Origin of the sequence: Seinonella peptonophila, from assembly GCF_900129355.1 — a bacterium.
Taxonomy (GTDB): Bacteria; Bacillota; Bacilli; order Thermoactinomycetales; family Thermoactinomycetaceae; genus Seinonella; species Seinonella peptonophila.
The window spans coordinates 217,932-236,916 of record NZ_FQVL01000004.1 but is presented as its reverse complement, the minus strand read 5'-3'; the positions used below and the strand labels follow the sequence as shown (position 1 = coordinate 236,916).

Annotated in this window: 16 protein-coding genes; 6 read left to right on the top strand and 10 right to left on the bottom strand. The window is 40.0% G+C overall.

Annotation, left to right across the window (positions count from 1 at the left end; translation table 11 throughout):
- Positions 1-115 precede the first annotated feature (115 nt).
- Positions 116-850 carry a PIG-L deacetylase family protein gene (locus BUB71_RS09480; RefSeq protein WP_073154595.1) on the bottom strand — a complete coding sequence of 245 codons (735 nt, stop codon included), beginning with the start codon at positions 848-850 and terminating at the stop codon, positions 116-118.
- A 272-nt stretch (positions 851-1,122) separates the two neighbouring features.
- Here BUB71_RS09480 and BUB71_RS09475 point away from each other — a divergent pair, with 272 nt between their 5' ends.
- Together BUB71_RS09475 and BUB71_RS09470 are read left to right on the top strand one after the other, a co-directional pair.
- Positions 1,123-2,574 carry an anthranilate synthase component I family protein gene (locus BUB71_RS09475; RefSeq protein ID WP_073154594.1) on the top strand — a complete coding sequence of 484 codons (1,452 nt, stop codon included), beginning with the start codon at positions 1,123-1,125 and terminating at the stop codon, positions 2,572-2,574.
- On the top strand, positions 2,567-3,214 hold the full coding sequence (locus tag BUB71_RS09470) for an anthranilate synthase component II (RefSeq protein ID WP_073154593.1): 648 nt from the start codon (positions 2,567-2,569) through the stop codon (positions 3,212-3,214). Before BUB71_RS09475 ends, BUB71_RS09470 begins: the two co-directional genes overlap by 8 nt.
- Positions 3,215-3,262: 48 nt before the next feature.
- On the opposite strand, the gene BUB71_RS09465 is transcribed toward BUB71_RS09470, so the two are convergent.
- Together BUB71_RS09465 and BUB71_RS09460 are read right to left on the bottom strand one after the other, a co-directional pair.
- Positions 3,263-3,703 (bottom strand): carboxymuconolactone decarboxylase family protein, encoded by a 441-nt coding sequence (locus BUB71_RS09465; RefSeq protein WP_073154592.1) that lies wholly within the window; start codon positions 3,701-3,703, stop codon positions 3,263-3,265.
- 55 nt (positions 3,704-3,758) lie between these two features.
- Complete coding sequence (locus tag BUB71_RS09460) at positions 3,759-4,268, bottom strand: RrF2 family transcriptional regulator (protein WP_073154591.1); 510 nt, start codon at positions 4,266-4,268, stop codon at positions 3,759-3,761.
- 211 nt (positions 4,269-4,479) lie between these two features.
- Here BUB71_RS09460 and BUB71_RS09455 point away from each other — a divergent pair, with 211 nt between their 5' ends.
- Entirely contained in the window at positions 4,480-5,382 is a 903-nt protein-coding gene (locus BUB71_RS09455; RefSeq protein ID WP_073154590.1) for a trypsin-like serine peptidase, read from the top strand.
- Between the two features lie 275 nt (positions 5,383-5,657).
- Entirely contained in the window at positions 5,658-6,497 is an 840-nt protein-coding gene (erm, locus tag BUB71_RS09450; protein ID WP_073154589.1) for a 23S ribosomal RNA methyltransferase Erm, read from the top strand.
- A 222-nt stretch (positions 6,498-6,719) separates the two neighbouring features.
- On the opposite strand, the gene BUB71_RS09445 is transcribed toward erm, so the two are convergent.
- The 5 genes from BUB71_RS09445 to BUB71_RS09425 all read right to left on the bottom strand — a co-directional run bounded on the left by BUB71_RS09445 (position 6,720) and on the right by BUB71_RS09425 (position 12,811).
- Positions 6,720-8,207: a xylulokinase gene (locus BUB71_RS09445; RefSeq protein ID WP_073154588.1), complete on the bottom strand. Its 1,488-nt coding sequence runs from the start codon at positions 8,205-8,207 to the stop codon at positions 6,720-6,722.
- A 187-nt stretch (positions 8,208-8,394) separates the two neighbouring features.
- Complete coding sequence (locus BUB71_RS09440) at positions 8,395-9,369, bottom strand: ABC transporter permease (protein ID WP_073154587.1); 975 nt, start codon at positions 9,367-9,369, stop codon at positions 8,395-8,397.
- Positions 9,362-10,879, bottom strand: coding sequence for a sugar ABC transporter ATP-binding protein (locus BUB71_RS09435; RefSeq protein ID WP_073154586.1), 1,518 nt, complete (start codon positions 10,877-10,879; stop codon positions 9,362-9,364). The genes BUB71_RS09440 and BUB71_RS09435 overlap by 8 nt, the downstream gene beginning before the upstream one ends.
- An 81-nt stretch (positions 10,880-10,960) precedes the next feature.
- Entirely contained in the window at positions 10,961-11,884 is a 924-nt protein-coding gene (locus BUB71_RS09430) for a sugar ABC transporter substrate-binding protein (protein WP_073154585.1), read from the bottom strand.
- Between the two features lie 291 nt (positions 11,885-12,175).
- On the bottom strand, positions 12,176-12,811 hold the full coding sequence (locus tag BUB71_RS09425) for a hypothetical protein (RefSeq protein ID WP_073154584.1): 636 nt from the start codon (positions 12,809-12,811) through the stop codon (positions 12,176-12,178).
- Between the two features lie 440 nt (positions 12,812-13,251).
- Between BUB71_RS09425 and BUB71_RS09420 the strand changes: the two genes are divergently transcribed.
- Both BUB71_RS09420 and BUB71_RS09415 read left to right on the top strand, forming a co-directional pair.
- Positions 13,252-13,662, top strand: a complete 411-nt coding sequence (locus tag BUB71_RS09420; RefSeq protein ID WP_073154583.1) for a hypothetical protein — start codon at positions 13,252-13,254, stop codon at positions 13,660-13,662.
- A 455-nt stretch (positions 13,663-14,117) separates the two neighbouring features.
- Complete coding sequence (locus BUB71_RS09415; RefSeq protein ID WP_073154582.1) at positions 14,118-14,531, top strand: VOC family protein; 414 nt, start codon at positions 14,118-14,120, stop codon at positions 14,529-14,531.
- 372 nt (positions 14,532-14,903) lie between these two features.
- On the opposite strand, the gene BUB71_RS09410 is transcribed toward BUB71_RS09415, so the two are convergent.
- Positions 14,904-15,872, bottom strand: coding sequence for a C40 family peptidase (locus BUB71_RS09410; protein WP_073154581.1), 969 nt, complete (start codon positions 15,870-15,872; stop codon positions 14,904-14,906).
- A 452-nt stretch (positions 15,873-16,324) separates the two neighbouring features.
- Positions 16,325-18,961: a phosphoenolpyruvate synthase gene (ppsA, locus tag BUB71_RS09405; RefSeq protein ID WP_073154580.1), complete on the bottom strand. Its 2,637-nt coding sequence runs from the start codon at positions 18,959-18,961 to the stop codon at positions 16,325-16,327.
- Positions 18,962-18,985: the final 24 nt, after the last annotated feature.

Sequence of the window (18,985 nt, the reverse complement as noted above, 5' to 3'; positions counted from 1 at the left end):
TCTCTATAACCTTTGTTTCATGAATGCAAACCCATTATATCGAAAACAATTCCCTTTATCTACGGTAAAATCAAGCGCCCCCTCTCCTTGAGAACAGGAGAAGGGGCGCTTGATTTTATGGAATAAGAGAGTAGTACTCCTCATCCCAAAGAAGGTTTTTGTTATTTTCTGCAAGAGCCGGGAAGATGGTACTCATGGCTTCTTTCTGAGTCCGGTGGGCATTCATCGCCGCCCAGGTCTGCTCCTTGAACGGAAAAGCGGGAACCAGGTGCGTGATGGGCAGACTGTCATGCTCCACGTCAACGATTCCTGCACTCTCTTTGGGGATCACCCGATAGAAGAGCGGAATTCGATTGGACTGTGACTTGACCACATCGTGAGTAGCTTCTTGGATTTCGATATGGTCAGGATGACATGTCACACCCGAAGGCGGAAGGGTGACGACTTGATCTGGCGCTTCCGTTCGAATCACATTAAGTAGATCATCGGTGATCTCTCGTCGCCGATCAGGCAGGTTTCCGTCCCCGTAATCGCGCAAGTACACGCGTGAAACACCGAGGATCGACATCGCTTTCATCAGCTCACCTTCACGAACCGTGCCCAGTTCATGAGGAAGGCAGAGATCGTTGGTCAGCCCACCCTCTCCCTTTGAGGCGGTAAAGACAATCACTTCGTCACCATTGGCGATGATCCAAAGAATTGCCGCTACAGCGAGCATCTCATCGTCTGGGTGAGCAAAAACGAAGAGCGTCTTCCCAGAGGGAAGAAACTTCTTCTTCCCGAAAAGAAGGAACCTATACTTCGAGAACAGGAGGAACAGCATTTTTACGAATGCGAAGAACCTTTTCATTTGCAGTTATTTCTTTTCTTTCGCTCCAACTGTGTTTGGTTGCTTCCATTTGCGAATGGAACTCAAGGGGATTTCCCCAAGGGGATTACATTGTTCCTTTAGTATATAAACATATTAAACCGACTATGTAAATGGGTTTTATATATTTTATGAAATCTGACTTCCCTGAAATGTAGCGCTTGTTTACCACCTCTTGACAGTTTTATCATGCTTCGTTACTATAGGTACATTCCTAGATGAGTTTAGCTTAGAAAAGGTGAGGTAGTGATTAGATGAGTAAATTGAAAGAAAGTTCGGTCGATTTAAGTTGGTTTCGACGAAGACCAAAGGAAATATTGCTCGGAGAAAATATTGACTATTACAAATTGTTTTACTCTCTTAAAAAGAGGCATTCAACTTGTTATTTATTTGAATCTTTGTCTAGCCCTCGTCATCAAGATCGATATTATACGATTGGTTTTGATCCAGTATTAGAATTGATTGCAACTGGAGATCAGCTCCGAATTGTTGGAAAGCAAAACGCAATCTATCAGACTTTTGGTGTTAAACAACAGACGGAGATCCTATTCCAACATATCAATCCATATCAGTTTCTCCAAAAGAATTTCCCACTTCAAACATACTCTAGTACACATCAAGGCGGACTGATTGGTTATTTTAGCTATGAAGCGATCAATTACTTTGAACCTTCTCTCCAATTAAAAGAACATCCTGATTTCCCAACTTTTCACTTTGGACTTTATTTAGATGGGCTGCTCTATGATACAGAAACGGATCTGCTCTATTACTACACATATGACCAAGATCGAAGTGCTTACATCAAAGATTTAATTCAAGAAATGGCACACGATCATATTCCGACCCAGCTACAGGCATTAAAACAACTTGGACATAGCGAAACAGTAGCTGGTCATGCACAAGCTGTACAAAACACATTAGCAGAAATACGAGCAGGTAATTCATTTCAGAGTGAAGTTGGCTTTAAAACTTTCTATCACATTGATGGCGAGAAAATGGCTGTCTATCATAAATTGCGTCAGATTAATCCAAGTCCATATATGTTTTACCTTCAATTTGGTAAATATGAGCTAATGGGAGCAAGCCCCGAAAAGTTAGTTTCAAGCATTAATCGTAGTGTTCTCACCACTCCAGCCGCAGGGACTGTACAGCGAGGTCAGAACGATCAAGAAGACAAAGCATTAGCAAGAAAGCTGTTGACCGATCCAAAAGAAATCGCTGAACATAATATGCTAGTCGACCTCCATCGAAATGATATATCACGTGTTTGTGAAGCTGGAAGTGTAAAAGTCGCTAACTTAATGTATATTATCCGCTTTAGTCATGTGCAACACATTGTTAGCGACATCGTAGGACAACTAGCAAAAAATAAGAGTGCATATGATCTTTTGGCAGCCATCCTTCCAGGAGGAGTGGTGACAGGTGCTCCTAAAATTGAAACCATTAAAATCATCGACCGCAATGAAAGTCAACCACGCGGACCTTATGGTGGAGCTGTAGGTCGATTTAGCCTCAATGGTGATGCTGCATTCTGCTTATCGATCCGATCCCTTTTCTGTAATGGAAAAGATTGTTTTACACAAACCTCAAGCGGTGTTGTTTATGATTCAACAGTAGATCAGGAATATGCAGAAGTTCGTAAGAAATTAGCAGCAATGGAACAAACGCTTCAATCCCTAGCAGAGAAGGTGACATCAAATGTATAAACTTCGACTGCTATTAATCGATAACTACGACTCCTTCACTTACAATCTATATCATATGTTGTTAGAGTTGGAGAATATCGAACTAACCGTAAAGCGTAATGATGAAGCTTTTCTCAATGACCTATCAAACGGTGCATATGATGCTGTCATCATCGGTCCTGGGCCTGGATCACCAATGGACCCACAGTACTTTGGCAACTGTTCACGCGTTATTTTAGACTATGGTACCAGTGGTTTACCTATATTAGGAGTTTGCCTTGGCTTTCAGGGAATCGTCCATGCATTTGGCGGATCAATAAAACAAGCAATACAGCCAATGCATGGCAAACTCAGCAGACTTCAGCTACTAAAAAAGGACACGCTCTTTAAAGGGATTGATGATACACCCAAAGTAATGCGTTATCATTCTTTAATGGTTGATTTAGAGTCGCCTTTTCCAACTGATTTGATCATCACAGCAGAAGTAGATCAAACTGAATCTTCAGTTGCTGTGAATGGACGAGAATTAATGGCACTCGAACACCGTCAATATCCTATTTATGGCGTTCAGTTTCATCCAGAATCATTTGCCACTGATGATGGTATGAAATTACTAACAAACTTTATCCACCTATGCCAGCAACAAAATGTATCCATTTAATAGAAGTAATAAATAAAGACTCCCTATTGAGCAAGGGAGTCTTTCCATTTATTCACCTGGCAATCGACGAGTGGTTACACAAATCCGATTCCAACCATTGATCGTTACAATCGCCATGATGATTTCAGATAGTTCCTCATCATTGTAAAACTGCTTCGCTTGCTGATAGACATCATCTGGTACGTGTGTTTCTGCAACGAGTGTAACTGCCTCTGTTAATGCAAGGACGGCTTGCTCTTCAGGTGAAAAGAAATTTGTCTCCCGCCATGCATTTAAGGCATATATGCGCTGTTCTGTCTCCCCCAGTTTACGAGCATCTTTTGTATGCATATCGATACAAAACGCACAGCCATTTAATTGCGAGGCACGGATTTTTATTAATTCCTTTATAATGGGATCGATCTTTGTTTGTGATAAGTATCTTTCTAAACCTAACATTGCTTGATATGCTTTTGGATTGATTTCGTGCAATTTCATACGTGCTTCCATTTGATTGATCCTCCTATATTAGAGATAAGTGTTATCTATAATTTGACGAAAAAAATTAACCCAACCTTTGTAAAAACCAGCTCTTTGTCTTTTCTTGTATCTCAGGCGCAAGTTCTTGATCTAACGTTTCTTTCAGCCATTGTAATGTTTTCTCTTTTAAAAACTGCTTCATCTGTTCTTCAGCTTGCAACATGGTAATATTAATTCGACAGTGAGCTGCACTTTCTCCATGATCAGATGTGTCTTCCATTTCTCCTGCATGAATCACGCTTTTCGCGATCACATTTCGACATTGAAAGACTGGCTGCTTTCCCTCAATCGCCTCGACAACATCCCAAAAAGAGATTTGTTCGGGTCTTCTTGCGAGTTCATATCCACCTTTTACACCAGGTATGGATTGGATGAGACCAGCTTTGACCAGCTTAGTAAAAATTTTAGAGAGATATGATTCTGAAACACCTTGGAACGATGCTAATTCCTTAATACCGATTGGTTTCTTCACAGGTAGTGAAACAAGATGAAACAAACAATGAAGTGCATATTCCACCCCTACACTGTAATGCATGACTAAGTCCTCCAAATTATAGATAACATCTATCTCTAATATATACATATTGAGCAACCATGTCAATCTTAGATTCTAATACACATACCCCCTACATAGAATGTACTGTTTCAAGCCCTTCCACTTCTTATCTCAATCAAACTTAGTATATGTTCCTATTTCCTTTTACTTCATGTCCTATTCTATAACTTGAAATAAAGGAGTTGCTTTGATGCTATCTAAATCTCGTTTATGGTCAATTGGATTGATCATTGGCTTTGCCTTTTCTTTATTACTTCCTATTTCTCTGACCTACGCAAAACCTCTTCATCCTTCAACTGAAATGACTTATATACCTTCTATGAAAGGCACGCTTGATTTAAGAGATATTCCTGAAGAAAACAAGAAATTAAGTAAAACCTTAAATAAAGGCGCAGCCAAAACCCATTCAGACAAAGAATCCGTTATTGGTCGAGATGATCGTACACAAGTAACCAGTACAAAAGATTGGCCTAGTGCAGCGATTGCTCAAATCGAATTTAAACAGGATGGGAAAAATTATACCTGTACAGGCTTTCTAATTGATCGCAATGTGCTAGCAACTGCAGGACATTGTGTTTATGAAGGTGGAAATTGGTCAACGGATATCAAAGTAACGCCTGGTCGCAATGGTTCTGATGCACCTTTTGGTACTTATCGTGGAATTCAAGTTCATACAACAGAGCAATGGATAAAATCAGAGTCACCTGATTATGACTATGCTGCCATTATTCTTGATGGCAATCCAGGTTCAACTACTGGTACGATTGGGTTAAATACACAATATAAAGTGGGAGATGCAGATACTGTACGAGGCTATCCAGGAGATAAACCCAAAGGAACCATGTGGACACATGATAATCAAATTCGCAAGATTTCAGATCACCGCCTATTCTATCAAAATGATACCTATGGTGGTCAAAGTGGCGCACCTGTCTATCATTCGTTAAATCAAAAATGCGGTGTCTGTGCGGTGGCTGTTCATGCGTATGGCGTTGGTGGTGACCCAGATAGTCAGAACAACAGCGGACCCAAAATTACACAAGAAGTGATCCAAAATTACAATCAATGGCGACAAATGCAATCATTACATTGAAACAATTCCCCCATTGAGGGGGAAATTTACTTCTTTACAAGAATTTTTCCTTATGCTAACCTGATTTAGTATTAATTAAATCTAATAACAAGAAGGTATGATCTACTTGTTTGTGGAGGCTTGCTATTCTATGTTTCACGTAGGCATCTTTTTCATTCGTATACGATAAAAAAAGGTACAGTACAACCCCATTCAGTGATGCTATAGCTATTTCACTGGATCTGTTTGCTGTGCCTTTTCATCGTCATTATACGAATGAAAGAGGTGCTTTTTGCATGCCGAAAAAACAAAAAAAATTACAGAAAAAGTCCCATACACCACGCTTTTTAGGTCAACACCTGTTACACAATAAATTTTGGATTCAGACGATCATCAGAAGAGCAAATTTAACAAGAAATGAGCATGTGATTGAAATCGGCCCTGGTTTAGGGGCTCTTACTTTGCCGTTAGCCAAGCAAGTCACAAAAGTGACCGCTGTCGAGCTTGATCATAAATTTATAGAAAAACTAAGCAAGAAAATATGTAATATCCCAAATATCAATCTGATACACAAGGATTTTTTACAGTTTATGCTGCCTCGTTATCCTTTCACTGTTGTTAGTTCAATCCCATATGGGATTACTACACCTATTCTAAGAAAGTTACTTCAACACCCATCATTAACCAAGGCAGTATTTGTATTAGAAAAAGGGGCAGGGAAACGAATAACAGCTAAAAATACAACCAACCCTGAAATTCTCTGTTGGCGCATGCAATTTCAACTGTCATTAAAGGAAACGATTCATGCCCATCATTTCTCGCCACCACCAAGTGTTGAATCAGCCATTCTCATTGTTAAACGGAGAAAAGAATCGCTCATTCCGATCCATCAAGCAAGAATCTTTTTTGCTTTGGCATCCTATGGACTCGCTTCTCCAAATCTGCCCATTCATCTCGCATTCAGAGGGATCTTTACTTCACGCCAATTTACACATTTACTTCGCTCGATACACACAACTCGTGATCAAGCAATCAGAACCTTGAATGAATATCAATGGGCAATTATCTTTCAGACCATGATTCAATATGTTGATGCGCATCGCTGGCCCAAATTAAAACGTCACAAAAAGGTTTAGTAAGTGCTCACCCGTAAGCATGGATACTCCTTGTCATAGCCAACAAGTCTAACGACAATGTAACAACAGTTAACACTAAGGACAGATCAAGGAGGCACTATCAATGTGAAGAGAGTCTTCGTGAGTCCTTTAACTTTTTATTACTAGTGAAAAGCCTACTAACTATCGAGAAACCGGATGAAGTGATTCACCTCATCCGGTTTTATATACATATATATGAAATCAAACAAACAAATCTTTATATGCGGTATAGATTCTCTTATATCGTTCATATTTTTTCTCTAAATGTTCTTGTAGCTCTTCCGTTGGAAAAAATCGAGTCATATTTTGTGAAGAAGATCGAAGAAAGTTTGTTACATTTTGTGTCCAACCTAACTTCACAAATCCAAGCGCTGCCGCGCCAAGCGAAGGGATATATTGTGGCTCTACTGGGATTTGCACTTCAACTCCTAGTACATCAGCAATAATTTGATTCCAAATCTTACTCTTACTCCCTCCTCCTATCAGTGTAATCTGCTGAATAGGCTTCCCATCTGTTAGCTGTTCCATTGCTTGTCTCATTGCCATTGCAACGCCTTCCAAAGCAGCACAACTCATCTCCGCTCTAGTTGTAGTAGGGCGAATTCCCAAGTAAATGCCTGCTGCTTTCGTATCTTGAACAGGATAACGCTCACCATTTAAGTATGGAAGAAAAAGCAACTGACTTGTCTTTCGATTCGCAGACTGCATAGCAGCTTCTAATTCTTCATATGCACTCTGTTGCTCAATTGTTGATGTTGCAAAAACAGAGGCTGCCCATTGATGTACAAGTCCGGCATTCATAATCGGTGGTACAACGATATAACGTTTTGGTTCTATATAAGCGAGATGGAATACACCTACTGGCATTTGACGAACTTGATCAGTTAACATTGCCATCCATCCCGTCGTACCTATATAGGCATATAACTTGCCTATTTGTGTTACACCCGCTCCGATTGTAGCTGCTCCAGCATCTCCTACACCACATAAGATAGGTGTACCCTCTGCTAAACCGATTCTACCAGCTGCCTCCTTTGTAACCTGCCCCACAATTTCATCCGATTGATAAATCTTTGGTAAAATATGACTTGAGATATCAAAAAGACTTAACCAATCTTCAATCCATTTTTGCGCTTTCAGATTGAATAAACCTGTTGTAGATGCCGAGGTAGGGTCTGTCACATTCTGACCTGATAGCTGACGGATCACGTAATCTTTTGCGTTGATTAATATAGATTCTGTCTGAGAAAACAGTTCGGGCTCTTCTTCTTTATACCATAGTATCTTAGGAAAGGTTAAAGTCTCATTCAGATGATTTCCTGTCAAAGTCTGAATAGAATCCATTCCAATCTTCTCTTTTAATGAAATCGCTTGCTGCTGTGCTCGGTTATCTGAATAGAGGATCGCTGGGCGAACAGGCAAACCTGACTGGCGAATGGGAATGCAATCTTGCATCTGACCACTAAATGTGACTAAGGCAATTTCTGTTGGCTGCACGCCCTGTTGCAACCAATAAGCGACAATCTGAACAATAGCGTCAAACCACTGCGTAGGCTCTTGTTCAATTTTCTGATCATCTTGCATGGTGGTCATCGCTATATCTTTTTCAAAATGCAATTTTGCATCTCTAGATAAAAGAACTCCTTTTGTATTTGTTGTTCCAATATCGAATGAAGCAATATATGACAATCGCTTTCATCCTTTCTCATCAAATGCAGTATATAATGTCATATGAAAAGTTATTATATGTTAATTAATAAAGATTTTATACATAATTCAGGTGAATAAAGCTCGATCTAATTAAGATCGAGTAGAATGTAACAAAGTCACGTGATCTGCTCATGATCTTTGTTCACATAGACCAGTTCTAGACTCACTATCTGGATTCGCTCTGCCCTATTTTCTGCAAAACAACTGCAGCGATGACGATTAAACCGGTGATTACATTTTGTAAGAAAGGTGGTACTTCCATAATCGTCAAACCATTTTCAAGGATGCCTAAAATCGTTGCCCCCAGGAAAGTGCCCCAGATATTTGGAATTCCTTCTTTAAATGTGGTCATACCAAGGAAAACAGCCGCGTATGCAGGCAAAAATAGACCATCTCCACCTGTCGGTTGTGCGGAGCCAAGTCGAGAAGCCATTAGAATGCCAGTTAATGATGCTAATAAAGCACATAACGCAAAAGCCATATTCTTATTGAGACGAATTCGAATTCCCGATGCACGGGCAGCCGCTTCATTTCCTCCAATTGCATATAATTTTCGACCAAAAGTAGTCTGAGACATGAGATACCAGAAAATCAAGGTTAATATGAGCATGATAAAGGACAGAAAAGGTAGATTAAATAATTTCTCTTGCCCAATATAGCGAAAAGAGGCGGGGATTCCTTCAAAGATGGTCGCTCCATCGCTTAACCAGAACGTAAATCCGCCTAAGATGGTTCCCATTCCTAATGTAGTAATAAAAGAAAGGACTCGAAACCGCGTTACAATCCAACCATTTATAAAACCAATGATGAAAGCAACGACAAGCGTAATGAGATAAGCGGCCCAAATTGGGTATCCAGCGACCGCTAATTGCGCGGCAAAAATTCCACCCAAACTTGCCATTGCACCTATCGAAAGATCAAACTCTCCTACTGCCATGATCAATGTTGCACCTAATGCAATCATAACCAAAAACGAAATCTGACGGCTTACCGTTATCGCATTATCCAGAGTTGCAAATGTATCAGGTTGTAAGATACAAAAACAGAGGACAATTAACAAGCCAGCAATCAATGTTCCATAGGATCGAAGAATTTCTAAAAATGAAGGTGTGCGCTTTTGTAATTTTAAACTATTATCCATTTGTACGATCACCACCCTGTGTCTGACCAAAACTAATCTGTAACACCTTTTCCAGTGTCAAGTCTTTATTTTCCATCTCTGCAATCGTGGAACCCTGATAGAAAATATAGATTCTATCTGCTATATCTAAAATCTCTTGTAAATCAGAAGAGACATAGAGGACTCCTTTTTGCTGTTTGGTCTGTTTTCTTAATAACTGATGAATCTCACTTCGTGTCCTTACATCAACCGCTTGCGTAGGCTCATCACATAAAAATAGACGTGGCTCCGTAAGCAGTGCTTTCGCAAAGACAACCTTTTGCTGATTTCCGCCGCTTAACTCTTCAACAGCTTGCTCGGGATGCGTTGCTTTTACCTGCAATCGATCCATCCATGTAGAGACTGCCTTTTTTTCTTTTACTGACAGAAGCTGTAACCCTTTAGAAAACCGCTTTAAAACGGGGAGTGTCATATTTTCACGAATCGACATATTCATGATAAGCCCATGTTTACGACGATCCTCAGAAATCAGAACCAATCCTCTTTCTAAAGAAAGATTTGGTGTAAAACGCTGAATGGTCTCTCCATACAGTTTGACCACTCCTGCTTCGATTTCTCGTAGACCATAGATTGCTTCTAGCATCTGAGTTCGACCTGAACCAGCAAGACCAAATACGCCTACAATCTCACCTTCTCTTACAGTAAGACTGGCATTTTTCACGCTGTGGTCAATTGTTACCAAGTTTTCCAATTCTAATGCCAAAGTTGCTGATTGATCAATCTCTTTATTTTCAACGAGCGAGCTTTTCCATTGATTATCTGTCATCATTTGAATGATCTGCTCTTGATTTACTTCAGGTGTTTTCTCGGTTCGTACTACTTGTCCATTTCGCAGGACTGTGATCCGGTCAGAAATCTGAAATATCTCTTCCAAACGATGAGATACATATAGAATCGATTTACCTGTCTTGACTAAGCGCTCTATTAATTGGAAAAGTCTTTCAGACTCTTGATCTGTTAAGGATGCGGTTGGTTCGTCAAGAATGAGTAGGCGACAATCCAGCATCATCGCTCTTAATACTTCAAGCATGGTTTTCTCAGGCGGACTCATTTCTGATACAGTCTTTCTAAGGTCAAGCGGTATCTCTAGCTCCTGACGCAAATCTTCTGCTTGATTTCGCAATGACTTCCAATCAATGGCCTGAGTCAAAGGGTTTTTAGGATATTCTAAACCTAAATATAGATTTTCGTAACCAGTAAAGAAAGGGATCAAATGACGATCCTGATAGACAGCATGGATGCCTAAACGCTTGGCATCTTTGGGTTCAGCAATGTGAACAACTTGATTCTCCCACAAAATCTCTCCCTCATCATGCCCATAGACACCTGTTATAATTTTGATCAATGTTGACTTCCCTGCACCATTCTCTCCAACTAATGCATGTACTTCTCCAGCTTCGATGGATAAGGAGCAATTCAATAGTGCATAGTGATTTCCAAATTTTTTTGCGATCTGTTTAGCTTGAAGCAACGTTCATTCCCCCTCTCCTACCATTTCAATGCAGAGAAGACGGCTCAATCGTATACGAGCCGCCCTTCCTCTTTTCAACGTTTACTTGCTCAAGGATTCTTTCGTAATCAATGAGGCTGGAGCATATAACTCTTTACCTTCTACTTGTTTTCCTTGTAACACTAAATCGATCTGCTTCACAATAATATCAGCCATTCCCGTAAAATTTTGTTTTACAGTAGCGACCAGTGGAGAGCCTTTTTTGATCATTTCAATTGCTTGGCTGTTGCCATCTATTCCTGTCACAATGATATCGTTGCGATTGGCAGCTTGAATCGCTTGTGCTGCTCCGATTGCAGGTTCATCCCATCCAGCCCACACTGCGGTGATCGAACCTGGTTCTTTATTTGCGAGTAGTAGGCTCTCCGTCTGCTTCCGCGCACTCTCAATTGGCCCAGGGACTTGTATATGCTGCTCTGTCACTTTGGTAATTCCAGTATTTTGTTTTAACATCTCGTCCAATTTCAGTGTTCTTTTTAATACACCTGGATGCGGACGGTGAGTAAGCACGACTAATTTCCCTTTTTTACCCATTTTCTCGAATAAATACTGACTAATCATTTCAGACATTTTCTGATTATCACTTGTTGCATTGGCAACAACGCCATCTATTGAACCAGAGTCACAGCCAAAGACGGGGATTTTTGCCTGTTTAGCTGACTGAATCTGCGCTTTGATCTGATTTGGATCTATGCTTACGATGACAATGGCATTTACATGTTTGGTAATCTCATCTTCCATGCGGCTAGCCAATTGCCCCACATCACCTTTTGTATCGACTACATGCATGTTCCAGCCTTTTTTCTCACCTTCTGCCTTAACCTTTTTCACCATTTCATTTGTTGTAACAGATGAAAGATATGGAGTCATGATTGCAACTTTCTTTGCACTTGACTTTCCACCACCACAAGCTGCCAGGCTTAGGATTGATGTAACCGTTATCAAAAGTACTAGAAACTTCTTCACTCATATCACTCCTTTTTACCTAAAAAATTCCTAATATTACTTTCATTTACAAAAGAAGCTAAACCGAAACATCAATATCAATTCCCTTTTCTAGGCGGAACAAACTCCACTATAGAAGAAAAGTTATGTAGACATTGATTCATAAATATGAATGATCTTTGTGCTAAGCTAACCCCATTTCCGATGAACTTTTTTTCAATTTAGATATTATATTCTTTCAGTATACGTTGATTTAATTTTTACTGCAATGAATTATATATTGGAAAAAGCGAGCTAATCTGTAGCTCGCTTTTATCTAGAACGTTCTTGATTTTGACGGATTATCGGCTTTTTATTTCTTTGAAATTGATGTTCATAGTTCTTGATTTTGGATACTAGTTTTTCAGGTGCTGTCTGATGATCCCAGTCGATTGTTTCTTGAGATTTTGATTCATGAACATGGCTTTGGCTCAAATAAGCTCCAAATTCCCTAGCATTAGGCAATTTTGATTCCTGGGCTACATATTCCAACTGTCCCGAAGTAAAACTAAGTTGTTCCCTTACAAATTCTAATGAACGAAGATACTGGGGGCTAGCAAGATCAATGTTATCTTGATAAAAATCGATTAACTTCCTCAGTGCATTTCGATATCTCACACACTTACTCATAACTTGTAAGGCTACTTCTCCATGCTCTGGATCAATCGTTTCTCCTTTACGCTCTTTCTGATCATATGCTTCTTTCCATCCTACAACAGCATTTGAAAACGCTGCCCGGGCCTTTGTCAGCTTGGGTGTAAATAGCTTCTGGTCTGGAAAGCCATCGACAACTGTTTGAAATAGTGTTTCTAAATCTTGATTACATTCTTCCCAGTCCATTTTTTCAAATCTTCGATCTCGCAAGGCAACAAACTGTTGCACATCAATATCATTTGTTCGATTACTCATGCAATATACCTCTTGTTGTATGGTTTATTATCAATATATCAATAATCTCTAGCTCAAGAAATGCAATGTACTACTTTTTTTACGGCTGTTTCAAAACGTTCTAAGGTTTGTTTAATCACTTCTTCATCGTGTACCCTCTGTACAACTTTATCAAAAAATAAATCAACATCTCCCTCGAACACGGAATGTAAAATCCTTCGTCGTTTCATCCTCTCTGCTTTTCTTCACCAGGAATTGGGCAATCTGTCATGATACCTTAGTCATTGCAAAAAATATGAACATTTCCATTTACCACATTCCCCCTCCCTTATCCTTTTGATTATGTATATTATGATTAACAAGGATTGATTTTTTTCACCTAGCAGAGAGAAAGAAAGGTTCATCTAGGTGAAGTCCAAGCCGAAAGGCCCTGGAGCTAAATCTACCCGTATGGGAGAAATATGAAGAGGAAGCAGGGGAAGCAACCCTCCTGGCAACAGGATGGTCATTACGCACGGTTGATCGCAATGGGTGCGGCAGTCGCTGTCGCCATGACGCTCACTGCATCCTGTGGTACCGATGAGGAGAACCCCGACTACGTCGAGATCTGTGTCGATCAGCGGACCGGCGAGAGGGTCGAGGACGACCAGTGCGAGGATGAGGAGCACAGCCACGGCGGCTCCCACGTCCACTTCTTTCACTACTATATCGCGACCCAGCAGGGAGGAACCATCCCTCGTGTCGGCCAGAAGCCGACGGGCGGTACGACCATAAAGCCACAGTCCGGCACCATCCAAAAGGGAGCCCCCTCCAGCGGGGGGAAGATCGAACGTGGAGGGTTCGGCAAACACGGTGGTGGGTCGGGTTCGTAAACCCTATCCCCTGAACTTCCAACAGACCGAGTGGGACTTCCCCGCTCGGTCTGTTGTGTCATAGAGCAAATATAAGTTTAAAATAAAGAGATTTAGATCCCCTAAAGGGATTTGATGATACTGCAACACTCCTTTCATTTCCATTCGATTTACCTGATAAAACTGACAATGAGCTTCTTTTAAATTGACAACCTCTTATATATTCCTGCTTGTAAATAAAGATAATGGTTTCGTCAATATTTCATGTTTTGTCACAGGTTCTAGCTACATAGATATATGTCAACGGTGCCAATTAATCTCGCTCATTTTGGATACATCCCATATTTCAGAGATTTACGATCATCCATTGTGTTACTAGAATATTTGCATATATCTTATCTTTATTTACGTTTTTCTAATAATAATCGATTGCAAAGGGCATTCTATTGAAACGAATGAAATAAGGAGTGATATGTGTGTCACTAGATGTATATCTATTTTTTAATGGAAACTGTCGAGAAGCAATCGATTTTTATGCAGATGTTTTTCAAACTGAAATTCCAAATGTGATGACTTTTGGACAAGCTCCACCTGATCCTAATCATCAGCTCCCTGAAGAAGCAAAAGATTTGGTGATGCATGGTAATTTAAACATCAATGGTAGTCAAATCTTATTTTCAGATGTATTTCCAGGCTCACCATTTGTAGAAGGGAATAACATTCATCTTGTATATATGGACAATGATATTGAAAAGATCAAGCATACTTTTGATCAGCTAAAAGCTGGTGGAAAAGTAACAATGGATCTTCAAGAAACATTCTTTAGTAAAAGCTATGGACAAGTAACGGATCGCTTTGGCATTCATTGGCAAATCTCTCATCAAAGTTAGGCATCTTCACAACAAAAGGCGTATCCAGTATGAATGGATACGCCTCAGACTGATGAAAAACCTATATGCTAAAAAGACAATGTCGTACAATTGGGTAGAAGAAGGAGAAATCGTGAAGTTAATATTTCACTGCGGAGCGACTTTCAGGCGCTACAAAGCCTCGACTATGAAGCGAAGAATAGGCGGTAGTACTGTTTGAGGCGTTAGCCGAGTTGATACCGCCCTGAGCAAGTAGTCGAGGCGCCTTGAAGACTTCTCGCAGCCTGAAATGGAGGCGAAGCGTGAAAGATTGACTGAACTTTTACTTTGTCTACAAGCTGAGGCGTATCCTATATAAATGGATACGCCTTTTGTTTCTATGATTCTACCTGATCATTTCTTTTTAACTGTTTTTCCACCATAATAATGCTGTTTGTAATACGGGTTGTTGAGATTGCTAACGGTTGCTTGCCCCTTACCCGAAGAGTTGTGAATGAACTTACCCTTTCCAATGTAAATTCCTACATGCGTGATTCCTTTTCTACAATCACTACAGTTATAGGTATTTTTGAAGAAAACAAGGTCACCACGTTTTAAATCTTTGGGATCTTTGACTGTCTTTCCTTTTGTATTTAGATACTGTTCATCCGTTTGTCTGGGCAAACTAATCCCTTGGTATTTTTTCATAGCCCATTGAACAAAGGAAGAACAATCTAATACTCCCTGCTGATTCTCTGTGGGTTTTTTATTTCCACCCATTTTGTAGTCAATTTTCCCATTGTTTGTATAATTCTTTTTCAAATCAGCTACATCTTTTTTAGAAAAAGTGTTTTCCTTTTTGGTCTTTGGGTCTTTATCTTGACTTTTTGGGTCTTTATCCTGACTTTTTGGGTCTTTATCCTGACCTTTTGGGTCTTTATCCTGACCTTTTGGGTCTTTATCCTGACCTTTTGGGTCTTTATCTTTATTTGTTGGCTGCTCTCCTTGATCACCTTTTGTTCCACTACCCTCTGGCGCTCCGCTGTCACCTTGGAATCCATCTTCATATGGATTATCCATATTCACTGGTTGCCCATTTTCTGTTAAGACGATCGGCGTTTGTTCTGAGGAAGGTGGTATTGAGAATGTGCCATTACCATTTTCTTGTCCATAAGATTGTACAAGACCAGACTGATCTCCGGTCATTAACGAATCAAGTGATTGACCACCTGATAAATAGTAGGGATCAGTGTTACTTTCATTGCCTACTGTATACGCTGAAAACTGTTGATCGGAAGGGGTATTCACAAAGATAGGGTTTGCAAAAACTGAGACAGGCCACAACATTGCTAACATGGAAAAAAAAGCAATCTTTTTCTTCACTCTATCCATCCTCCTTGTGCAAATAAATAGAATGTAATATATAGATTATACATTAATGTTATTTGAAATTCATATAAAAAAATTATTTATATATTAATTATCTTAATCAGTCTTCTGATTCTGAAAAGCGAGTAACAGAAATACCATTCAATCCGAGTGTTCAACGATCAAAGCGATGGTAGATCATATTTATACCGATCAGCTTCGTTAATTGATCTAGGCATCACAATAGCGCAAGCAAAAAGGCTACAAATCTCTATTAAAACAAGAATTTGTAGCTTGTAACAAATAAGATACCTTTTCCTTAAAGCAAAAGTCCCATAAAATGAAGGATACTTCCCGTTCTAGCGGCGCGGATGTCTTCATAATAGGCTCCAAAAATGTTAGCTTGATTGTGAACCATTTTCTAATAGGCAATTAAAAGCTGGCTCCGTCATGACCATCCTACCTTCCTACTTGGTTGAAGCTAAGATTTCAATATATCCATCTGTTCCATTGATCCGAATCATATCCCCATCTTTTATTAACTTTGTGGCGTTTTCCACTCCTACAACGGCAGGTAAACCATATTCACGCGCGACCACGGAGCCATGCGTCATCTGTCCTCCTACTTCTGTAACTAATCCTTTGATCGACACAAAAAGAGGAGTCCAACTGGGGTCTGTAAATTTGGTCACCAAGATATCTCCTGGTTCGATCTGAGCTTCCTCCATTTTTAAGACAATCCGGGCTCGCCCTTCCATTACACCAGAAGAAACAGGTAATCCAATCAAAGCACCCTCTGGTGCATGTTCGCGACTATATTCTCCTGAAATAATTTCACCATCAGAAGTCATAATTCGAGGTGGGGTTAATTTCTCATACCCTTCATATGCGGATTTTCGTTTTGTAATGATCCTATAATCTAACTGATTCGTACGCACCACTTCTCGCAGCTCATCAAATGATAAATAATAGATATCCTCTTGATTTTGGATGATTCCTTTTTCTAGAAGGATCGTCGCCTCTCTTAATAAGGCTTGTTTATAAATTGCATAACGTCTGATAAAGCCATATTTCGGATACTCTCGATAGCCAATCACATTACGCAAAATACGAATCATTTTTTTCGTTTTTTTCGCTTTACGAGCTCCTCCTGGTAATCGCTTTAATCGTTCAATCAGATGATCTGCAAACTCTTCTGCTTCGATTCTCTTTTGTTCAAATATAATCGTACGCGAATGAGGCTCAAAATTTTGGATATGACCCATGATCGTGGAAATGAGTGCTGTGGGCTTCTCATACCATCGAGGAGATGTAATATCAATTTCACCTGGACAGCGTACCCCATATATATCCAAAAAAGCACGAAATGCCTCACTCACACGTTGCCCGCCAGGTAATCTGCTCAAGTCTTCAAAAAAAGTCTGATCATTCGCATGAGAAAAATATTCAATGACTGACGGATATTCTCTTACCACATCAGCTACATCAAGTAGAGCAAGCCCCATTTCTGAGGTCACATTATGTGGAACCGATTGTGACAGGGTATCGGCAACATTCTTTTCGCCTAACCATTTTTCCATTTTCTTATTGAGCCAATTTGCTACATATACTCCGAGCATGATGACGCCAAAACTTTGTGGATCATACATCACTCTTTTTAATTCTTGTTGATCTTCAATAATAAAGCGAAATACTTCCTCTCCAGAAACCTGCACAATATTTTCCTGAAGTTCATGAATAGATTGATCACACTTGGCGATCAGCTTTGGAATGATCTCAGGATTATGACGCAAATATTGTTTGATCATTTGTATAAACGTCGGCAATGAGAGCCCATCATGCTTTGTATTAATCATACGCTTACCACGCGGAAGCGCTCGAAGAAATTCTTTTCGCTTGCTTAATTTAACCAGCGCACTATATGTGAGTGGATCATTGTTTTTCATCACAGCCAATAAGATTTTTCGTCCGACCATAGAAGCCATATCAGATGAAATATCGAGAAATAATCTACCACCCGCTTCAACAGCAAAAAATTGCTCGGATAGCGCAGAAAAAAAGGCAATCCCTAATGGTTTGAATGCCTCGGTCATCATCTGTTGATGTCCAATTGACATATAGATATGTGGTTTGCCATCCTTTACTACTGGAACCGGGTACAAAGTCGTAATCGGACGACTTTGCACAATATAAAATTGCCCATGATCGATACACCATTCGATATCTTGCGGATAACCAAAATAAGTTTCAATCTTCCGACCAATCTGCTCAAGCTGTAGAATCTGTTTATCGCTTAGTACTTGCTGTTGCTGCATATTCAGCTCAATCTCACGCTCTTGCGTACCTCCTGTTGCGATGGGATAGATCGCTCGCTCTTTCATGGAAATCTTCTTCTCAACCCGTTTTCCATCTTGCACTTTATAAACATCTGCATTTACCAAGCCTGATACAAGTGCTTCACCCAATCCAAAACTAGCATCAATCGAGACGATTTTACGATGTGAAGTAATAGGATCAGCTGTAAACAAGATTCCTGATGCTTGCGGAAATATCATCCGCTGAATTACAACAGATAGATAAACCTTGCGATGATCAAATCGATTTTGAATTCGGTAAGTGACAGCACGATCTGTAAAGAGTGAAGCCCAGCATTTCTTGATATGCTCCAAGATGGCTTCTTGTCCAATAATATTTAGATACGTATCTTGTTGACCGGCAAAGGAAGCTGTCGGCAGGTCTTCTGCTGTAGCACTGGACCGAACTGCATATGGATGATTTTCCCCTAGCTCATTCAAATAGTGGACTACTGCTGCATGAATCTCCTCATCCATGCTCGTCCTTTCGATGATCTGGCGAATTCGTTGACTAACATGACTGATTTGTTCGCTGTCTTGAATCGTAAAATGAGATAAATCATTTAACAAATATGACAGTTCAGCATGTGCGTCAAACATTTTTCTATATGCCTGTGTCGTAACACAAAATCCTCCAGGTACAGATACTTGTTCAATTCTCGAAAGCTCCCCTAAATTAAGCCCTTTTCCTCCAACTTCCATCAACTTACCAGACTCTATCTCTTGAAAACCAAGCACATAGGAACCCATAGAGATAATCTCCTTTTTCACATG

Coding starts and splice junctions, on each gene's coding strand:
- BUB71_RS09480 (WP_073154595.1), bottom strand. CDS start 850: ATGAAAAGGTTCTTCGCATTCGTAAAAATGCTGTTCCTCCTGTTCTCG.
- BUB71_RS09470 (WP_073154593.1), top strand. CDS start 2,567: ATGTATAAACTTCGACTGCTATTAATCGATAACTACGACTCCTTCACT.
- BUB71_RS09420 (WP_073154583.1), top strand. CDS start 13,252: ATGAAGAGGAAGCAGGGGAAGCAACCCTCCTGGCAACAGGATGGTCAT.
- BUB71_RS09475 (WP_073154594.1), top strand. CDS start 1,123: ATGAGTAAATTGAAAGAAAGTTCGGTCGATTTAAGTTGGTTTCGACGA.
- BUB71_RS09440 (WP_073154587.1), bottom strand. CDS start 9,369: ATGGATAATAGTTTAAAATTACAAAAGCGCACACCTTCATTTTTAGAA.
- BUB71_RS09460 (WP_073154591.1), bottom strand. CDS start 4,268: ATGCATTACAGTGTAGGGGTGGAATATGCACTTCATTGTTTGTTTCAT.
- BUB71_RS09455 (WP_073154590.1), top strand. CDS start 4,480: ATGCTATCTAAATCTCGTTTATGGTCAATTGGATTGATCATTGGCTTT.
- ppsA (WP_073154580.1), bottom strand. CDS start 18,961: ATGGGTTCCTATGTGCTTGGTTTTCAAGAGATAGAGTCTGGTAAGTTG.
- BUB71_RS09425 (WP_073154584.1), bottom strand. CDS start 12,811: ATGAGTAATCGAACAAATGATATTGATGTGCAACAGTTTGTTGCCTTG.
- erm (WP_073154589.1), top strand. CDS start 5,658: ATGCCGAAAAAACAAAAAAAATTACAGAAAAAGTCCCATACACCACGC.
- BUB71_RS09465 (WP_073154592.1), bottom strand. CDS start 3,703: ATGGAAGCACGTATGAAATTGCACGAAATCAATCCAAAAGCATATCAA.